The organism is Lactococcus sp. bn62, assembly GCF_029492705.2.
GTDB lineage: Bacteria > Bacillota > Bacilli > Lactobacillales > Streptococcaceae > Lactococcus > Lactococcus petauri.
Genome location: NZ_CP120417.1, coordinates 618,031 through 635,422, shown reverse-complemented (window position 1 = coordinate 635,422; position 17,392 = coordinate 618,031). Strand labels below are relative to the sequence as shown.

Below are 17,392 nucleotides of genomic sequence, written 5' to 3'. Positions count from 1 at the left end.
AACAAAAAATTCATCGTAAACGAGGGGCGTCACTCACGCGGTACCACCCTCATTCACGATGAATCCATCGTCTCTTTTTGCTTGGTAAAGCAGTTTCCCTGCTATTTGAAAACCTTGAGGTTTTCAGCACGTTGACTTATCGACTTTCACCACATGTCGACTCTCTGTAAAGTCATTTCATTCATTTATTTTGATGATGAACTTGATGTAAATTGTGAGAAGATTGTTGAGAAGGCTTCTTCTTTCACAGTGACATTATGTGCTTTAAGGTATTCACCAATCACACCAGCAACATAAGTTGTATCTGCCATTTTTTCTGCCTTGATTACATCTTTAAGTTTATCTTTATACTTGTTCATATCTGAACCTTTATCTGAAGTTTTAATCATTTTCACAACATAGTAGCTTGTTGCACCAGTTGAGGCATTTGCTGATTCGATAACATCAGAAACTTCACCATTTTTCAATTTGAAGGCTGCAGTTTGAACTTCTTTTGGAATTGTAGTACTTGTTGAATCAAATTTTTGCTTGTTGCTTGCATTGTCTTTCTCAAACTTAGCTGCATCTGATTTCGCAGATTTTACTGCCTTAGTTGCTGCATCTTTAGTTGTTTCTGGAACAACAATCGCTTCAACTTCTGGATGGAAATCTGCCCAAGCTGCCTTCAAGTTAGCATCTGTAAATTGTGTGTCTGAGATTTTTTTCTCAATGGCATATTCTTGCAAGAGTTGAAGACGAACGTAAGATTTATAACTTTTTTCAGTAAATCCTTGTTGTTGCAAAGCTGCAGCAAACTGTTCGCCCATTTGTTTTTTAGTATCGTCAAACTTCGCTTGAACATCTTTATCTGAAACCTTATCGCCAAAATCTTTTTCAAACATTTTCGACATTGTCAAATTTTGTAAAAGAGATGTGGCAGGCATATTTGGAAAAGTTTTAGCTTCACTGTAGAAATCTTCTACATTGATTGTGTCACCCTTCATTGTGATAATATTAGCTCCAGTAGAGTTATTATTTCCACAAGCTGAAAGTGTGACAAGTCCTAAAGCCGCAACAGCTGTTGCGAGTAAGATGTTCAATTTTTTAAATTTCAAAGTTTTCTCCTTGTTGGGTATATTCCCTTGATACATTTGTTTCTTGTAACAATATTATAACACAAAACATTAAATAAACCTAAACTGATTTACAATGTCAAACTTTCTTAATCATTAATATTCCATCTCCTAAAGGAACCATACTTGCGCGGTATTTAGGGTTGTCTAAAACTTCATCAAAGAGACGACGAAGCCCACGTTCAAGTGCACGCTGCGTCCGTTTAATTTCCATAATTGGAATAAGTATTTCTCCGCCTTGGAAAATATCATCCATGATAATCACACCATTTTCCGAAAGCAACTCCATGGCACGAGGCAGAAATTCTACATATTTTGATTTCGCTGAATCCATGAAGATAAAATCAAATTCCCCTTGCAAATCTGCCAAAAGATCGGCAGCATCACCTTCTAAGAGAGTGATCTGTTTTCTTGAATCATAGGTAGCTAGATTTTCCTTAGCCAAGGCAATCATTTCTGGGTTACGATCGATAGTAATTATTTCAGCATCTGGTGCTGCTTCTGCCATCATAAGTGCAGAAAAACCAATAGCAGTTCCTATCTCCAAAACTCTTTGGGGCTTCATTAAATCCAAAAGCATTTGGAAATACACTACTGTTTCATGAGGTATAATCGGGATATTGTTCTCATGAGCAAAGGTCTCAACATTCTTTAGTGGACCAGTAATTTGCGTTTGACGCTCGCGCATGAAGTCAACAATTTCCTCCTTGACTACGGGACGATTCATCATCGGATTACTTGTTCTCTTGTATGTTAAAACCATTATAAATGGGCTCCTTTTTCGACTAATTTTTCTAGCTCAATTAAACGTTTTTCAAAAACAGCAAATGCTGATTCTAAATATGTTGTTTCTTCCATATCCACACCTGCTTGAGCAATCACAGCCAGTGGATAATCACTTGATCCTGCTTTGAGATAAGCGAGGTATTTTTCACGCGCATCTGGGCCACCATTAACGATAGCCTCAGCAAGATAAGTTGCTGCGGCAAAGCCTGTTGCGTATTGGAAGACATAAAAATTATAATAGAAGTGCGGAATGCGAGCCCACTCATATTGAATTTCAGGATTTTCCTGAGCAGCTAAACCGTAGTATTTTTCATTCAGCCCCGCATAAAGCTGGTTCATGAATTCGCTAGTCAGAACTTTTCCTTCTTGATCAGCTTTATGAATCTCATGTTCAAATTCAGCAAATTGGCTTTGACGGAAAACAGTGCCACGGAAACCATCAAGCCAGTGGTATAAAATAGCAAATCGCACTTTTTCATCTGTCGACTCCGCAAGTAAACTTTCAGTCAAGATATTCTCATTGGTTGTTGAAGCAATTTCTGCAAGAAAGATTGGATAGTCCCCATAAACATAAGGTTGATTTTCTCGTGTAAATGTGGAATGCATACTGTGGCCCATTTCATGTACTAAGGTGAACAAATCATCCAAAGTTTCTTGCCAGTTTAACAGCATAAAAGCATTTGTATCATAGCATCCCCCTGAATAAGCACCCGAACGTTTACCGCTATTTTCAGCTACATCAATCCACCGCTCTTCAAAGGCTTTTTTAACATGGTTCGCATATTCAGGTCCAAAAATTTGAAGAACTTCTTCCGCTTTCTCCACTGCCTCGGAGTAGTTAAACTTATAATCCAAGTCCGATAAGGGTGTATAGACATCATACATCTTTAAATCGTTCTCTAACCCTAAAATTTGCTCACGCAATTTAATATAACGATGTAAAAGATGCAAATATTTATTAACCGACTCCAAAAGCTTATCGTAAACTTCTTCCGGAATAAAATTACTTGATAAAGCTGCTTGACGGGCTGAATGGTAGCCACGCATCTTCGCCTTAAAATTATGGACTTTTACATTTGTTTGTAGCGTTTTAGCATAAGTGTGCTGATACTGTTCATAGTTGCTATAAAGGGCTTGATAAGCTGCCTTTCGCACCTGACGTTCCTTACTTTCCATGAGCGAGATATAATTACCGTGTGTCAGCTGTACTTCCTGCCCTTTTTCATCTTTAATCATCGGAAGCTCAATATCAGCATTGTCAAAAATTTCGAAAGTTTCGGCGGCTGCACCAAAAATCTCACTAGCACTGGCTAAGAGTTTTTCCTCTTTTGGACTTAAGATATGCTCCTTTTTAGCAAAAAGGCGGTCAAACATATGAGAATATTGCTCCAGTTTGGGTTCTTCTCTTCTAAAGCTTGCATAACGTTCTGGCGTTAAAGCTAAGAATTCCGGCTCGTAAAAAGCAAAGGTTTCTCCAAGCTTGGCATATAAATTTGTGGCTTTGGCTTCGTATTCTTGGTAACGACTCACTTGCGTATCTTGGTCATGTTTCATTGAGGCATAGACATAAACCTTCTCCACAGCACGCGAGATTTCCAGCTCAATTTCCGTGATTTCTAATAAGCTTTGAGCGCTATCTAGAAGATGTCCTTCGTAGTGCTTTACCGTCCCTAATCTTTCCGAAACTCTTTTAAGTTCTAGTTCCCAGGCGGCATCGTTTTCAAACACAGTTGACAAATCCCAAGTTAAGTTTTCAGCTATTTCATCACGTTTTTTTGCCATTCCATTCTCCGTTTTTCACTTTATTTTTATCTTTAATTATAGCATAGAAGCTTGGTGTATGCAGTTTTTCGTGTTCTTGTAACTGAAAACTTTCATAGAAGCTGTGATAATATTTTTCCAAGGGAGTATCTACTTGAAAAAAGCTTTCTGGCGTATCATCGGAAAAGTCAAAGGTCAATAAGTTTAAGCCTGGAGGACTCCAGTAGCTCTTATTCCAATTGAGGTCTAGCAAATTTTTTCCTTGTTCATAATATTTTTCTTGCATTTTAAGCCATTTTGGCACTTGATAATACAGTTGTTTCTGAACAAACAACTGTAACTCTTCCTGTTTTGGAGCATCTAAACTAAGATCTTCTCCTTCTCGAAAGGGTTGGCGTAAGAGCTCTAAGAGATTCTCTTGAAAGAAGTCAAACTCTTCAGTAAGATAAATCGGTCGTCCTTTCAAATCTTGATAAACCAATGATTTCAACCGTAGTTTTTTTCTGTTCCAGTCTAATTCCCAAAAATAAAAACCTCTCACTGCTGAATAATAGAGCAAATTTTTCTGCAAAGATGATAGGTTATTCTTAAGCCATAAGTCCCTTCCTTGAAGCCAAAGGACATAATATCCTTTTTCTTTGTAACTTACCGTTCTCTCTTCTAAACGTTGCAAAGAAAGCGGCGAACACTGTATTTCAATAGCAAGTTTATCATTTACTAACAAATCAGCCGTTTGCTTAATTTCTGGCACATACTTTTCCAACTCAACTTTCTCTTTTTTCTTAAACCATTGATACAAACTGATTTTTAAGCCCAAGTGTTGTGCAGATTCATTTTCGCTCCAAGAGTCACAATTTTTTACGGATATGTGAGCAAAGTGAGGAATTTTTATCTTCCCTTTTTTTAAACGAAGGGGCGACTTACAGGCTGGGCAATAAAAAGGGCCACTAATTGAAGAATTGTCAAGGAGATTAATTGTTTTTCCGTCTTTATCCAAAGCTATTAACATATCAAATAGTACGAAGAATAGCTCTAAAAGTCACAAGGCAAACAAAAAAACTCGGAAAATCCGAGTCTTTATATCTTAACGGTTAAGTACAAAGTGATCCATAAAAAGAATAAAAAGAGCAAATGCTATGAATACACCTGTGATTAAGCCAACCCAAAAAATATGTTTACGTCTTTGACTGTTCATCACTGCGATAAACTCACGAATAAATGCTGGAAGACGGAAGTACAAAGGTGTTTTTCCTCCAATCCCTCCTTGCGCATTTAATCCTTGTTGAGCAGCAAAGAGAGCCGCTCGGAAAACGTGATAGTCCGAAGAGAAAAAGAGAAATTCTTCATCGGCTTTCTGTTCAATTTTTTCAATCAACTGAGATGAAAATTTTAAATTTTCAAAAGTTGTTTTTGATTGATCTTCAACCAAGGTTCGTTCTTTGGGAAAGCCCAGTTCTTCGACAGCGTATTTTTGCATCGCTAGTGCTTCCGCAAGTTGTTCATCACTACCTTGTCCCCCAGAGAAAACCATTATAGTTTTATCATTTGCAGCCTTTATTCCTGCACGGATACGGTTAGCTAAAAGGGGGCTAACAAACTGGCCATTAATCAGTCCAGAGCCTAGAACCACGTGATATTTTGAAGACTTTTTACGGAAACGACGTCCATATGTCCAGCTAGCAAAAAAGAAAACCGTGAATTGCCAGACAAGATAAAAGGCCAACACAGGATAAACGTAGCTCAAGAGCTGTAGCCAAAGCCAACCTTCAGATAAAGTAGAAACTCGAATATAGAGCCAATCGACTAGAAAAAAGACAAACATAATGGCCGGCAAAATCAAATTCGCTAAACTATGTGATTCACGCCGCCACATTTTAATCGTTAAAACCACAATCCCCACAGGTACGACAAAACTAATCATAAAAGTAGGAATCAAAAAGAGGGCAAGCTCAATAATAATTATGGCTAAAATGATATTGGAATGTGAATTATAATTAGCCGAAAAAAGAATCCCCATAATACCGTTAAACAGTACAAAAAGACTGGCTAAAAAACCAATAGTAAGTCGTCCTAAACGTAAAGTTCTCATATCCTTCAAACGATGCGACTTTGTGTAAAAAATGACGGTCGGGATTAAAGCTAAAAAACTAATCACCGAAAATGCAATAATAAGTGGTGTCTCCATGTCTTTATTTTAACATAAAAATCCGCTGATAAAAGCGGATTTCTCTCATGATAGTGTACAAATTATAGAGTTATTTTTAGAGAATAGCAAGTACTGCAAAATTTAAGGCAAATGCAATTGCGACAACCCAAATAATTGGTTTTACTTCTTTAATCTTACCTGTAAAGAGTTTTGAGAAGATATAAGTGATAAAGCCAGCAGCAATACCATATGAGATGGAGTAGCCAAGACCCATAAATACTGAAGCAAAGAAGGCTGGAATAGCTTCACTCAATTCAGACCAGTTGATTTCCTTGAATGATGACAACATCATCATACCTACAATAATCAAAATTGGAGCCGTTGCTTGCGTTGGAACAATGGCAAGTAATGGTAAGAAAAGACTTGAGATCGCAAACATCACAGCAACGACAATCGAAGTCAAGCCTGTACGTCCGCCTGCTCCAATACCAGCTGCTGATTCTACATAAACAGTTGTATTTGAAGTTCCGAAAATCGCACCGATTGGTGTAGCAATCATGTCAGCAAAGAGTGCTTTGTCCATTTTAGATGAGAAACCTTTGCTATTTGCCATATCCACAAAATCTTGATCTGTAAAGATTCCTGTGCTACGACCTGTACCAATGAACGTACCAATCGGATCAAAGATTGAGGTTAACGAGAAGGCCAAAATTGTCATCAAAACTTCAATAATTCGAGATGAATCAGAAAATAAACTACCAAAACCTTTAGGACCAAAAGCAGCACCAAAAGTTGTTCCCATCTCGTTGATTGCTGTCCCGAGATTGTTGTCTGCAAAAAGTGTAGACATATCAACTTTTGTAACACCTGTTAAAAGTGCAAGTACAGTCGTTACTGCGATTGACAAGAGAATCCCTGCTTTCCATTTACGGAGAACAAAGAACATTGTTACTAAAATACCAACTAAAGCAACAAGAACACCAGGATCATCAAATTTAACTAAGCCAGGAACAATTGTTGAATCTGCAGTGATAGTGCCGTGGTTATCCGTATAAGTACCTGGTGATGCAATAAATTCAAGAATACCAGCGTTTTTAATACCAATATAAGCGATGAAAATACCGATACCACCACCAATAGCGTGTTGTAAGCTCTCAGGAATTCCTAAAACAATTGCTTTACGAATTGAAGTAAATGTAATAATAATATTGACAATACCACAAATGAAGACCATTGCTAAAGCTTCTTGCCAAGTGTAGCCTAATGAAAGAACAACAGTATAAGCAAAGAAGGCGTTAATTCCCATACCTGGTGCAAGGGCATAAGGAACATTGGCGATTAAACCAATAGCTACCGAACCCACAATTGAAGCTAAGATAGTAGCTAAGAAAACTGCCTGAACGGGCATCCCTGTTGATCCTAAAACATCAGGATTGACAAACAAGATGTAGCTCATAGCAAAGAAGGTAGTAATACCTGCCATAATTTCACGGCCCACAGTAGTGCCGTTTTCTTCAAGTTTAAAGAACTTGTTCACGAATAAATTCTCCTTTTAATAAAAAGTTGCATGCCACATTCGTTTTTCGTGACACACGTCATAAAATGATACATGTTCAGTATAAATAAATTTTAAGTTTGAAACAAGGAATTTCGAGTCATTTAAAAAAACAAGTCCGTATATGTTCGTAAATACCGAACTAGAGACTTATAAATATTTATAAAAGTTCGTCCATTTTAATAATTGTTGTCAAAAACATAAATTTTATTTTTCATAGTGTCTTGTAGATTACTTAATTAATGAACACTCCACGTCTTATTTCTTAAAAAGCAACCTAGACCAAAAGCAGCTTTAGTGCTTTTCTGGTATAATAAAAAATAAGAAATATTTTAAAGGATTAAGTATGGAAAACAAAGATAGAAAATTGATTGCCATTGATCTTGACGGCACAACGCTTCATAGCGACGGGCGTACAATCAGTCGCTATACAAAATATATTTTTAAACGTATTGAGGAGCAAGGCCACATCATCTGCATCTCCACGGGTCGTCCTTTCCGTATGGCTGTTGATATTTATCGCGAACTCGAACTTAAAAGTCCGATGATCAACTTCAATGGTGCTTTGATTTCCAAGCCAGACAATCGTAATTGGGAGTACACCAAAGGTCATTATATTGATCGTTCATTCGTCTTTGACTTTTTACGCCATCAACAAAACTTTGATTTAGAATTTTTTGCGGTTGAATATCGCCGTAAATTTTTCCTTAATAACTTCAGGAACGTAACCCCTAAACTTTTTGGTGTCGAACAGTTCCATCCCTACAATCGTTTGCGCGCAGATCGTCTCGATGACAATCCGCATGCAGTACTCCTTTCTACACGAGTAAAAGATAAATTTCGTCTGGCCAAGCAAATCCAAGATCATTATAACGGAAAAATCAGTGTAAGTGGCTGGGGCGGTCCTAATGGCGTTTTAGAAATTGTCCTCAAAGGTGTCAGCAAAGCTTCTGGTCTCAAGCATCTTCTCCGTGTTCTCGAAATTCCAAAAGAAAACCTTATAGCATTTGGTGACGAGCATAACGACATCGAAATGTTTAAATTTGCTGAGGAAGCCTATGCTATGAAAAATGCCTCCACTCGCCTCACACCACATGCCACTGAAATTCTTCCGTGGACAAATGATGAGGACGGGGTTGCCCATAAATTAGAAGAACTCTTTTTGAAGTAGTTGCTTATCTAACCCCCAAAAAATAAAAAAACTTCATCAATTGATGAAGTTTTTTATTAATCACGACTGTTTCCCATAAATCCAAAGATTCTCAAGAGTGAGAGGAAAAGGTTGATAAAGTCAAGATAGAGTGATAACGCCATGCTAATCGCCCAGCCGTTACTTACATTACCGTTATTTTGGCGGTAAACATGCTCAATCTTTTGATTGTCCCAAGCAATCAGCCCACTGAAAACGAGGACACTGATGATTGAAGATACAAAGACAACCATTGGACTTCTTAAGAAGATGTTAATAACCCCTGCGATGATTAAACCAATCAGCATACCCATCATGGCACGCCCCATACCTGACAAATCACGTTTAGTTGTACGTCCATAGACTGAAAGACCAAAGAACATTCCAGCAGTTGATACAAAGGCTAAAGTGACATCAGAAGCTGTATAAGCTGCAATTGTGAAGCTCATCATGAAGCCCATCAAGACTGAGAAACCAATAAACATAGGCAAAGCCGTGGGTTTATTTTTCATGGCTGCATTTTGCATTGGGAAGATGAGAATCAGTGGTAAGAACCAAATGATAAGCATTGCAAAACCGGCACGATTCACCAAGTTCTGAGCTGCATCCCAGAAAATATTTATTGTTAAAAAAGATGTGAGTGCTGAAACAGCAACTCCAATTCCGACAATCCCATAAATGCGAGCAAAAAATTGATTCAGCGATACTTGACTTCTATTATTATTTATAAATGGATTTTCCATAGTATCTCCTTTTCTAATATACCTTTAAGACTATTTTACCAAAAATTTACAAGGCTGTCATCAGACTTGAGTCCTAGTTTGGCGTTCTTTCTTCATAATTTTCTTATTTTGACCAATCTATCCCTTTTTGTCCTGTTTTTTCTAAAAAGGTATTAGCTTTCGAAAATGGCTGTGAGCCAAAGAAGCCACGAGAAGCAGAAAGAGGTGAAGGATGTGCAGATTCAAGTATTAAATGCTTAGAAGAATCAATCAGCTTCGCTTTCTTACGTGCATCACCACCCCATAAGAGAAAGACTTTTGGACGATCATCATCCGAAGCAATTTTTATTATCTCATCTGTCAAAGGTTCCCAAATTTTTCCTTTATGAGCATTAGACTTCATCTCAGGGACGGTAAGTACAGCATTGAGCAATAAAACCCCTTGCTCAGCCCAATGTGTTAAATCTGAATCCTCTTTATCAAAGCCCTCGCTTTTAAGTTCTTTCCGAATATTGACAATAGAGTCTGGTCGATTCACCACGAAGGAAGCTGGATAGGAAAAACTTAGTCCCTGAGCTTTACCCGGCTGTGGATAAGGATCCTGTCCAACTAGTACAACTTTGACATCAGCTAAAGCAGTCAATTCAATCGCTCGAAATATCTTATCCTCAGGCGGGTAAACATTGCCTTGTGAATAAACGTCATTGATAAAATCAACAAGGGTTGAAAAGTATTCCTGAGGCAATCGTTCTCTTAAAGGTTCACTCCAATCCGTTTTTTTCATTGTCCTTCCTTCTCCTTCGTTTTAATTTGTGCATATTGGCGCAATACGGTTTTTAACTTTTCTGGGGCAGTTTTCCGGAAATCGCTAAGATAAATCTCACGATGATGGAATTCTTTGTGGATAAGTTCATAGCCCTCTGCAGCGGCAAATTCCTCCATCAAAGTAAAAGTTTCAGCTTCATCGTCAAAACTCCCCTTATGCATGGCTTGAATACAAAGTCCGTCTGTAATCTTTTCATATTTTACTTGAGAAAAATCTTGTTTTTTCTTTGAAGCTGTGTCTTTTTTCGCCCACTCAACAATTTCTTCAGTTACAAATTCTGGCATCCGAATCATAACTTTCCAAATCAGTTCTTCTTTACGTAGAGGCTCATTAGCCTTTGGAGCCGTCCGGCTTGTCCACAAACCCTCCAAGGGCGGCACAACAAAACGGTAAAACTGTGGAATCACCACATCTTCTCTTTTGTAGGACATTGAAATAGCATATGCTATAGGATAAAGTGAAGCAATCGCTTCTTGGAAAGCTGTACCAGCTGGTGCACCGTGACCAGAAACAGTCAAATAAAACATCTCAGGTACAGTAATTACTTCAATTTTTTTAGGAAAATAAAACTCTTTTTCAGTTTTTTTAAAATCTACTTTTATAGAATCTGTCATTGTTTGGTATCGGAAATAAGCAGAAAATTATTTCTTTTTTTCCACTTTCCTCTCCTTTCTTTGTCGCTGGCAACTCCCTGCCTAGGTCACCTATAAATTCAACGTTGTTAATAACATTATTATAACATTTATCTTACATGTTTTATTTCTATCATCAGCTTCATCCAAAGTTCTCCCATTTTTAGAGTAAAAAAAAATCCTATCAGCAGACAGGAATATTTTTTTGCAATTAAGAATTAGCCCAATTTAGCTGCCAAACGTGATTTGTCACGTGAAGCTTTGTTAGCGTGGATAAGACCTTTTGATGCAGCTTTGTCGATTGCAGAGCTTGCAGCTTTGAATGTGTCTTCGCTTGGTGCAGTTTCAAATTTTTTGATTGCAGTACGCATTGCAGATTTTTGTTGTGAGTTGCGTTCGTTAGCAACAACGTTCAATTCAGCGCGTTTGATTGCAGATTTGATATTAGCCATTATTTCCTCCAAATTTTTGTAATACCTATAAATTATACAGGATTTTTAGCTTTTTAGCAACTGTTTGTCAAAAGAAAATTGAAATATTTTTCTTTTTTCTTGTGTCAAATTGCATATCGCTATTTACATTTTAGAGAATGGTGCTATAATATGAATATGAAATTAGATGAAAATCCATGGTTGACAGATGCCGAGTTTATGAGTTATGTTGGTCACTTTCTTGAAATGCCGGAACTGAAACAGCTTGATGAAATCACACATCACTATACTTCAACACGTTTGATTCATTCAATCAAGGTAAGTTATGTGAGCTATTTAGTTTGTAAAAAGATGGGCTGGAATGCAAAATCTGCTGCCCGTGCAGGTCTCTTACATGACCTTTTCTACTACGATTGGCGCGACACTAAATTTAACAAAAGTCATGCCTATGTTCATCCTCGTATCGCTGCCCGTAATGCAGCAAAAATTACTACCCTTTCTGATCTTGAGTACGACTGCATCGTCAAACATATGTGGGGGGCTACAATAGCACCGCCACGTTATAAAGAAAGCTGGGTTGTTACCTTAGCAGACGATTATGTCGCAATGACTGAAGGCGTAGAAACTGCACGTTTCAAATGGAAAACGCGCAAATACTTTAAACGTCACCTTCCAATTTGAACTATTAACATAACAATAGTTCATGAGAAGCATCTAACCATTGGTTAGATGCTTCTTTTTTTATTTTTTAAGACATTCAAGAGGTTTAACACCTTTTTTAACCCCAAGTTGGCAGAAATGTGAAATTATAAAGCGTACTATATAAAATTTATAATGTTATTTTATCATTGTAGACTAAAAGAAGGTATAAATTCTACTTCATATTTATACTTTCTAAAATTTTCAGAAGTAAAAAAAATGATGAATGTACCACTTTGTACTATTTTTTTCCTTGTTCAAAAATTAATGACTTCAATATCACAAGGGAAAGCTATTAAATCCTTAAAAATCAGAGCAATTTTAACTTTTCTTAACCGCTACCATGTTATAATATTGATAAGCTTATCGTTCGTAATTTTTTACTCAACTTTATGGAAAGGGGCTTAATATTATGAGTCTTTCAAAAGAACAACGCGTGCATGATTTGGCCTTGTGCATACTAAATAATGTCAATATGACTGAAGGTTTGTTCTCTGCTTTAGAGAAAGCAAATGAACTATCCGTCAGCGATGCTTACCCTAAAAAATATGCTGTAGCTTATACAGTACTAACACAAAAGCTCCAAGATGAACTCACTGATTTTGATGATTTAACTTTTTGAGGCCAAAAATACAAATAAAAAAAGACTGGTTTTAAACCGTCTTTTTTTATTTAAAAATTGCAAAATCAGCTTCCGTAAGCCCAATCAATGGATCAAAATCACCAGAATTAACCAAATCCGCTGTTAAAAAAGGTTCAGTCGAATATGATGCAGAAGTAAAATTTTCTTCAGGAAAAAGCGAAATTTCCTCTGTTTGAGATTGACTAACTTTCACAGTTGTTTCACTCTTGTCATCATCCAAAGTTTGCTTTATTTCTTCTACAGGCTCTGCTTTGCCAGTAAATCGCTCCTTTAAGAAAGTTTTTCGATTGGCACTTTCTTTTTGAACAGCTTGGGCAAAGGCTTTTTGTTCTCCAATAAGAATTAGACTTTGTTTGGCTCGCGTAATTGCTGTATACAAGAGATTACGTTCCAGCATCCTTGAATAGGACGAAACCATTGGAACAACAACTGTTGAAAACTCACTCCCTTGCGACTTATGAATAGACATTGCGTAAGCTAAGGTAATTTTATACCACTCTGCGCGAGGATAGCTCACTTCTTGACCATCAAAATCCATCACGATTTCGTCTTGCTTGCTTTCTGTATGTTTTGCTGGAATAAGCTCAACAATCCTCCCTAAATCGCCATTAAAAACATTGTTTTCTGCATCATTGACTAAATGGAGAACTTTATCATCCTCTCGAAAATGAATATCCTGATAATTAAACTCTTGTCGCTCATCAAGAGGGTTAAACAATTCTTGCAACAAACCATTTAAGGTGTTTATACCAGCTACACCTTTATACATCGGTGCTAAAATCTGCAATTCAAAAGGATTATTTCCTCTTTTTTTCCACGCAGTCGCCACTTGTTTCACAAGATGAGCAACTTGTCCTGTTCCAGCTTCAAAATAAGAACGATCGGGATGACGGCTAGTAAAATCTTGTGGCAAACGGCCTTCCTTAATCTCATGAGCAAGGTCAATAATCGTCGATTCAGCTCCTTGACGGAAGATTTTATCCAAGCGAACTGAAGGAATCTCTGGAAGCTTCAGCAAGTCTGCAAAGACTTGCCCAGGACCAACTGACGGCAGCTGATCTGCATCGCCTACAAAGAGTACTTTCATGGAAGGAGGAATGGCTTGTAAAAGTTTATTTGCTAACCAGGTATCTACCATTGAAAATTCATCTACAATTAAAAGTGAACCCGCAAGATCATTACTTTCCATATCCATTGCTTCATCAGTGTTTAAACCTAAATGGCGATGAAGCGTTGCTGCTGGTAAGCCAGTAAGTTCATTCATTCGGCGACTTGCTCTTCCTGTTGGTGCTGCCAGGAGAATAGGGAAAACATCATCATGATAATGCCCAGGATCTAAATCAATGTCATGAAGCTGTGCATAAGTTTCGATAAAACCATTGATAATCGTTGTTTTACCTGTTCCTGGTCCACCGGTTAAAATGAAGAACTGACTATTTAAAGCTTGAAAAATAGCTTCTTTCTGCAGTTTATCGTAGCGAATACCGAGCTTAGTTTCCACTTGCTCAATATTTTTCAAGATTTTTTCATCTGAGAAGGTCTGAGTACTACGTCCAATAAGTTTTTTGAGGTATTCACTAATGCCTTGCTCAGCAAAATAAAGGGAATTTTCAAATATTTTAGTTTCTTCTTGTTGCATTTTACCGTCTTCAAGCAGATGGTTGATTTCTTCAGCCACAGTCTCTGGGCTAACTTCTATCTGGCGTGCTTCTTCCAAAACTTGGATCGTTTGTTGCAAAAGATCACGCGCTTCAATATAAGTATCGCCCGTAATTAAAGGGTGTGTTTTAACCACATGCATCAATCCCGCTCTAAAGCGGTCACTACTATCTGCTGCAATTCCCAATTCTTGAGCAATTTGGTCCGCTGTTTTAAAGCCAATTCCTTTGATATCTTCAACCAACTGGTAAGGATTCTTGGCGATAATATCCAAGGTTTGATCTTTGTAAAGCTCATGAATTTGAAATTGGAGCTTACTGGGGATACCATATTCTGCAAGCTTTGATAAAATCTTTTCCACACCATGATTGTCACGAAGTCTTTTAATAAAGGAATTTTTCTTTGCTAAAGGAAGGATATCGTCTAATTCTTCCGGCTTACTTAAGATACTGTCAACTGTATCATCAGGAAAAAGAGCCACGATTCTTTCTGCCGTCTTTTTACCAATCCCAGGAAATTTATCAGAAGAAAAGTATTTAATTAGTCCTGCAGCACTGGTCGGTACAGCTTTTTCATAAGTTTCAACTTGAAGCTGCTCCCCATATTTTGGATGTGTCGTAAGTTTACCATAGAAGGTATAACTGTCCCCTTCGATCAACTCCCCAATTGTTCCGGTTACAACAATTTCGTAATCTTCATAATCACTATTGGTATCATCCACTTCTACTAAAAGTACTTTATAAAAATTACTAGGATTACTAAAGAAAATCGCTTCAATTGTTCCGGTAAAATATATTTTTTCTGTCATAACACTTTATTCCAGTGCAACAGCTCAAAACGTTGACCTTTCGTTTCTAAAACAGTTACACTATTATTGGCTAAGCCACCAGCTGTACGTAACTCTTGTAGCGGAAAGCCCGCTAAATGTCGCATTCCCGCTGTCCCTGAAGCACCATGACCGACCAATAATATATTTTCAGCCTCTTGCTTTTTGAGGTCATTTGCTAAACTATCAAAACGTGCTAAAACATTAGCTACTGTTTCCGCTCCAAAATGGCGCCCATCAAAATTTTGCAATTCATTCCGAGAAGCAAACATTTCATCTGGATACTTCAAGAGTGCATTTGCGACCAACTGGCCTTCCAGCTGACCAAAATTCCATTCGGAAAGGCGAATATCTGTATTTACTGGCAAAGCAGTTAACAATTTTGCGGTTGTCACAGCACGTGGCTGCGGGCTAGAAATCACTTTATCAAATTGGACAATTTGTCCCAGTCTTTCATTTACTCGGGCTATCGCCTTATAGGATTCCGGCAAAAGAGGCGAGTCCCCTTTTTGACCTTGGAGCCTTTTTTCGAGGTTCCATTGCGTTTTACCGTGTCTTACAAAATAGATTTTCATTTTAATTCCTGAATTTCTTTAATTATTTCTTCTGGTTTTTTGTCCTTGGTTTCAATAATAATATCCGCTACTTCTTCGTAGAATTTTTCACGCTGCATAAACAATTGTTCTACGTCTTGTACGGGTTGTGTAGCCAACGGTCTTTTATTCTTTTGATCAGTAAGAATACGTTCATAGAGCGTTTCAAAATCTGCCTTGAGATAAACGACATTTTTCAGCTTTTTCAGACAGTCCCGATTTTCTACAAGTTGAACAATGCCGCCACCTGTGGCAACACTAAATCCTGAGAGCACCGCTGCCTCAAGTGTTTCTCTTTCAATTTGTCGAAATTTAGCTTCGCCATATTCCTGAAAAAATTGTATAATGGGCATTCCAATCTCTTGTTCAATGGCTTGATCAAGGTCAATAAAGTTTTCCTTATTTAGAGCCCTTGCAATCGTTGATTTCCCCGCGCCCATAAACCCAATCAACACTACTGCCATTCTCGTTCCTCCTTGCTTGGCCCAAGTAAACCTTTCAGATCGTCAAAGAAAGTTGGATAACTTGTTTTAATGGCTTGACTTCCTTCTAAAACAACTTCTCCTTCTTGGACAAGAAGCGCCGCAATTGCTGTCATCATACCAATACGATGATCACCGTGCGTATTGATGTCTTTATGAGGCGCATGAAGGTTTGTCTTCCCTCTAATCTTCATCCCATCCGCTGTAGGTGTAACATCAGCTCCCATCGCTTTTAAGATGTCCGATACAACCGAGATACGATCCGTTTCTTTGACACGAAGCTCTTCCGCATCTGCAATAACCGTTTCACCCTCAGCTTGTGTAGCTAAAAGAGCAATAATCGGCAGCTCATCAATCAACCTTGGTATCAAATCGCCCGATATCTGGGTTGCAGTCAATGTGCTATAACGAATTTTGAGTGTAGCAGCTATCGCAGTTTGGTTGGTGATTTCAACTTTTCCTCCCATAGCAGTAACAATATCAATTATTCCTGTTCGTGTGGCATTGATACCAACATTTTGCAGTTCAATATTGCTTCCTGGAATAATTAAAGCAGCAACAATCCAAAAAGCTGCTGAGGAAATATCTCCAGGCACTGTAATTTCTTGGCCTTCTAACTTTTGTCCACCTCTTATTCGGATATGCTTTCCCGATACTGTAAGTTCTCCACCAAACTGTTTAAGCATTTCTTCGGTATGATTTCGTGTCACCGCTTTTTCCACAATTTCTGATATTTGATTACTCTTTGTTTGTAGTGCGGCAAAAATCAAAGCTGATTTTACTTGTGCAGAGGCTACAGGCAGTTGATAGTTGATAGACTGCAGTTGTCTCCCTTGAATTTCTAAAGGTGGCAGACAAGCTTCTCCTTGACCAGAGATTTTTGCTCCCATTAATTTTAATGGGTGAGCAATACGATCCATTGGGCGACGCGAGAGCGAAGCATCACCAATTAATTTTGTTTCAAAGTCTAAACCAGCGAGAATCCCTGACATTAATCGCATCGATGTTCCTGAATTTCCCATATCCAAGGGCTTATTCGCTGGCTGTAAGCCTTCAAAGCCCTTACCTTGAATATAGATTATCCCCTCTTTATCTTCAATTTTAACACCCAAGTCTTGGAAAGCTTGCATTGTAGCTGTGACATCCTCAGCTCGCAAAATATGCTTTACCCTTGTTTGACCATGTGAAATCGCCCCAAACATTATGGAGCGGTGAGAAATTGATTTATCCCCAGGAACAGTAAGTTTGCCTGTGAGTGATTTTGCCTTTATTTCGAGTTTCATTGCGTTTCAAACTTTCTTCTCTACGATTTATCTTCTATTATAGCACA

17 protein-coding genes are annotated in these 17,392 nt (G+C 37.9%); 3 read left to right on the top strand and 14 right to left on the bottom strand.

Annotation, left to right across the window (positions count from 1 at the left end):
• Window positions 1-185: 185 nt before the first annotated feature.
• From P3G65_RS03495 to P3G65_RS03470, 6 genes are all read right to left on the bottom strand, one after another.
• A complete protein-coding gene (locus P3G65_RS03495; RefSeq protein WP_019292043.1) occupies window positions 186-1,094 on the bottom strand; it encodes a peptidyl-prolyl cis-trans isomerase in 909 nt (302 codons plus the stop codon).
• Between the two features lie 97 nt (window positions 1,095-1,191).
• Window positions 1,192-1,875: an O-methyltransferase gene (locus P3G65_RS03490; protein ID WP_019292044.1), complete on the bottom strand. Its 684-nt coding sequence runs from the start codon at window positions 1,873-1,875 to the stop codon at window positions 1,192-1,194.
• On the bottom strand, window positions 1,875-3,680 hold the full coding sequence (gene pepF / locus P3G65_RS03485) for an oligoendopeptidase F (RefSeq protein ID WP_019292045.1): 1,806 nt from the start codon (window positions 3,678-3,680) through the stop codon (window positions 1,875-1,877). The genes P3G65_RS03490 and pepF overlap by 1 nt, the downstream gene beginning before the upstream one ends.
• Window positions 3,664-4,668 carry a competence protein CoiA gene (locus tag P3G65_RS03480; RefSeq protein WP_284071329.1) on the bottom strand — a complete coding sequence of 335 codons (1,005 nt, stop codon included), beginning with the start codon at window positions 4,666-4,668 and terminating at the stop codon, window positions 3,664-3,666. Before P3G65_RS03480 ends, pepF begins: the two co-directional genes overlap by 17 nt.
• A 75-nt stretch (window positions 4,669-4,743) precedes the next feature.
• A complete protein-coding gene (locus P3G65_RS03475) occupies window positions 4,744-5,844 on the bottom strand; it encodes a YdcF family protein (RefSeq protein WP_019292047.1) in 1,101 nt (366 codons plus the stop codon).
• Window positions 5,845-5,920: 76 nt separating this feature from the next.
• Window positions 5,921-7,342, bottom strand: a complete 1,422-nt coding sequence (locus tag P3G65_RS03470; protein WP_019292048.1) for an NCS2 family permease — start codon at window positions 7,340-7,342, stop codon at window positions 5,921-5,923.
• Window positions 7,343-7,706: 364 nt separating this feature from the next.
• Here P3G65_RS03470 and P3G65_RS03465 point away from each other — a divergent pair, with 364 nt between their 5' ends.
• Window positions 7,707-8,531, top strand: a complete 825-nt coding sequence (locus P3G65_RS03465; protein ID WP_019292049.1) for a Cof-type HAD-IIB family hydrolase — start codon at window positions 7,707-7,709, stop codon at window positions 8,529-8,531.
• A gap of 56 nt (window positions 8,532-8,587) precedes the next feature.
• Here the strand turns inward: P3G65_RS03465 and P3G65_RS03460 are convergent, their stop codons facing one another.
• From P3G65_RS03460 to rpsT, 4 genes are all read right to left on the bottom strand, one after another.
• Window positions 8,588-9,292: a Bax inhibitor-1/YccA family protein gene (locus P3G65_RS03460; protein ID WP_004258993.1), complete on the bottom strand. Its 705-nt coding sequence runs from the start codon at window positions 9,290-9,292 to the stop codon at window positions 8,588-8,590.
• A gap of 103 nt (window positions 9,293-9,395) precedes the next feature.
• Window positions 9,396-10,055, bottom strand: a complete 660-nt coding sequence (locus P3G65_RS03455; protein WP_019292050.1) for a uracil-DNA glycosylase — start codon at window positions 10,053-10,055, stop codon at window positions 9,396-9,398.
• Window positions 10,052-10,711 (bottom strand): GyrI-like domain-containing protein, encoded by a 660-nt coding sequence (locus tag P3G65_RS03450; protein WP_019292051.1) that lies wholly within the window; start codon window positions 10,709-10,711, stop codon window positions 10,052-10,054. Before P3G65_RS03450 ends, P3G65_RS03455 begins: the two co-directional genes overlap by 4 nt.
• 236 nt (window positions 10,712-10,947) lie before the next feature.
• Complete coding sequence (gene rpsT, locus P3G65_RS03445; RefSeq protein ID WP_004259004.1) at window positions 10,948-11,181, bottom strand: 30S ribosomal protein S20; 234 nt, start codon at window positions 11,179-11,181, stop codon at window positions 10,948-10,950.
• A 150-nt stretch (window positions 11,182-11,331) separates the two neighbouring features.
• Between rpsT and P3G65_RS03440 the strand changes: the two genes are divergently transcribed.
• A complete protein-coding gene (locus tag P3G65_RS03440; protein ID WP_017368896.1) occupies window positions 11,332-11,841 on the top strand; it encodes an HD domain-containing protein in 510 nt (169 codons plus the stop codon).
• Between the two features lie 430 nt (window positions 11,842-12,271).
• A complete protein-coding gene (locus P3G65_RS03435) occupies window positions 12,272-12,481 on the top strand; it encodes a hypothetical protein (RefSeq protein ID WP_019292052.1) in 210 nt (69 codons plus the stop codon).
• Window positions 12,482-12,527: 46 nt separating this feature from the next.
• On the opposite strand, the gene P3G65_RS03430 is transcribed toward P3G65_RS03435, so the two are convergent.
• Genes P3G65_RS03430 through aroA form a run of 4 tightly spaced genes read right to left on the bottom strand, consistent with a single transcriptional unit; the run spans window position 12,528 to window position 17,345 of the window.
• Window positions 12,528-14,969 carry an ATP-dependent RecD-like DNA helicase gene (locus P3G65_RS03430; RefSeq protein WP_019292053.1) on the bottom strand — a complete coding sequence of 814 codons (2,442 nt, stop codon included), beginning with the start codon at window positions 14,967-14,969 and terminating at the stop codon, window positions 12,528-12,530.
• Window positions 14,966-15,562 (bottom strand): histidine phosphatase family protein, encoded by a 597-nt coding sequence (locus P3G65_RS03425; protein WP_019292054.1) that lies wholly within the window; start codon window positions 15,560-15,562, stop codon window positions 14,966-14,968. The genes P3G65_RS03430 and P3G65_RS03425 overlap by 4 nt, the downstream gene beginning before the upstream one ends.
• A complete protein-coding gene (locus P3G65_RS03420; protein ID WP_019292055.1) occupies window positions 15,559-16,044 on the bottom strand; it encodes a shikimate kinase in 486 nt (161 codons plus the stop codon). Before P3G65_RS03420 ends, P3G65_RS03425 begins: the two co-directional genes overlap by 4 nt.
• Window positions 16,035-17,345: a 3-phosphoshikimate 1-carboxyvinyltransferase gene (aroA, locus tag P3G65_RS03415; RefSeq protein WP_019292056.1), complete on the bottom strand. Its 1,311-nt coding sequence runs from the start codon at window positions 17,343-17,345 to the stop codon at window positions 16,035-16,037. The genes P3G65_RS03420 and aroA overlap by 10 nt, the downstream gene beginning before the upstream one ends.
• Between the last annotated feature and the right edge of the window lie 47 nt (window positions 17,346-17,392).

Excerpts from the sequence above, each read along its gene's own strand:
- P3G65_RS03420 (WP_019292055.1), bottom strand. The coding sequence starts at position 16,044 with ATGGCAGTAGTGTTGATTGGGTTTATGGGCGCGGGGAAATCAACGATT.
- P3G65_RS03465 (WP_019292049.1), top strand. The coding sequence starts at position 7,707 with ATGGAAAACAAAGATAGAAAATTGATTGCCATTGATCTTGACGGCACA.
- P3G65_RS03430 (WP_019292053.1), bottom strand. The coding sequence starts at position 14,969 with ATGACAGAAAAAATATATTTTACCGGAACAATTGAAGCGATTTTCTTT.
- P3G65_RS03455 (WP_019292050.1), bottom strand. The coding sequence starts at position 10,055 with ATGAAAAAAACGGATTGGAGTGAACCTTTAAGAGAACGATTGCCTCAG.
- pepF (WP_019292045.1), bottom strand. The coding sequence starts at position 3,680 with ATGGCAAAAAAACGTGATGAAATAGCTGAAAACTTAACTTGGGATTTG.
- rpsT (WP_004259004.1), bottom strand. The coding sequence starts at position 11,181 with ATGGCTAATATCAAATCTGCAATCAAACGCGCTGAATTGAACGTTGTT.
- P3G65_RS03490 (WP_019292044.1), bottom strand. The coding sequence starts at position 1,875 with ATGGTTTTAACATACAAGAGAACAAGTAATCCGATGATGAATCGTCCC.
- P3G65_RS03435 (WP_019292052.1), top strand. The coding sequence starts at position 12,272 with ATGAGTCTTTCAAAAGAACAACGCGTGCATGATTTGGCCTTGTGCATA.
- P3G65_RS03460 (WP_004258993.1), bottom strand. The coding sequence starts at position 9,292 with ATGGAAAATCCATTTATAAATAATAATAGAAGTCAAGTATCGCTGAAT.
- P3G65_RS03425 (WP_019292054.1), bottom strand. The coding sequence starts at position 15,562 with ATGAAAATCTATTTTGTAAGACACGGTAAAACGCAATGGAACCTCGAA.
- P3G65_RS03440 (WP_017368896.1), top strand. The coding sequence starts at position 11,332 with ATGAATATGAAATTAGATGAAAATCCATGGTTGACAGATGCCGAGTTT.
- P3G65_RS03480 (WP_284071329.1), bottom strand. The coding sequence starts at position 4,668 with ATGTTAATAGCTTTGGATAAAGACGGAAAAACAATTAATCTCCTTGAC.
- P3G65_RS03475 (WP_019292047.1), bottom strand. The coding sequence starts at position 5,844 with ATGGAGACACCACTTATTATTGCATTTTCGGTGATTAGTTTTTTAGCT.
- P3G65_RS03450 (WP_019292051.1), bottom strand. The coding sequence starts at position 10,711 with ATGACAGATTCTATAAAAGTAGATTTTAAAAAAACTGAAAAAGAGTTT.
- aroA (WP_019292056.1), bottom strand. The coding sequence starts at position 17,345 with ATGAAACTCGAAATAAAGGCAAAATCACTCACAGGCAAACTTACTGTT.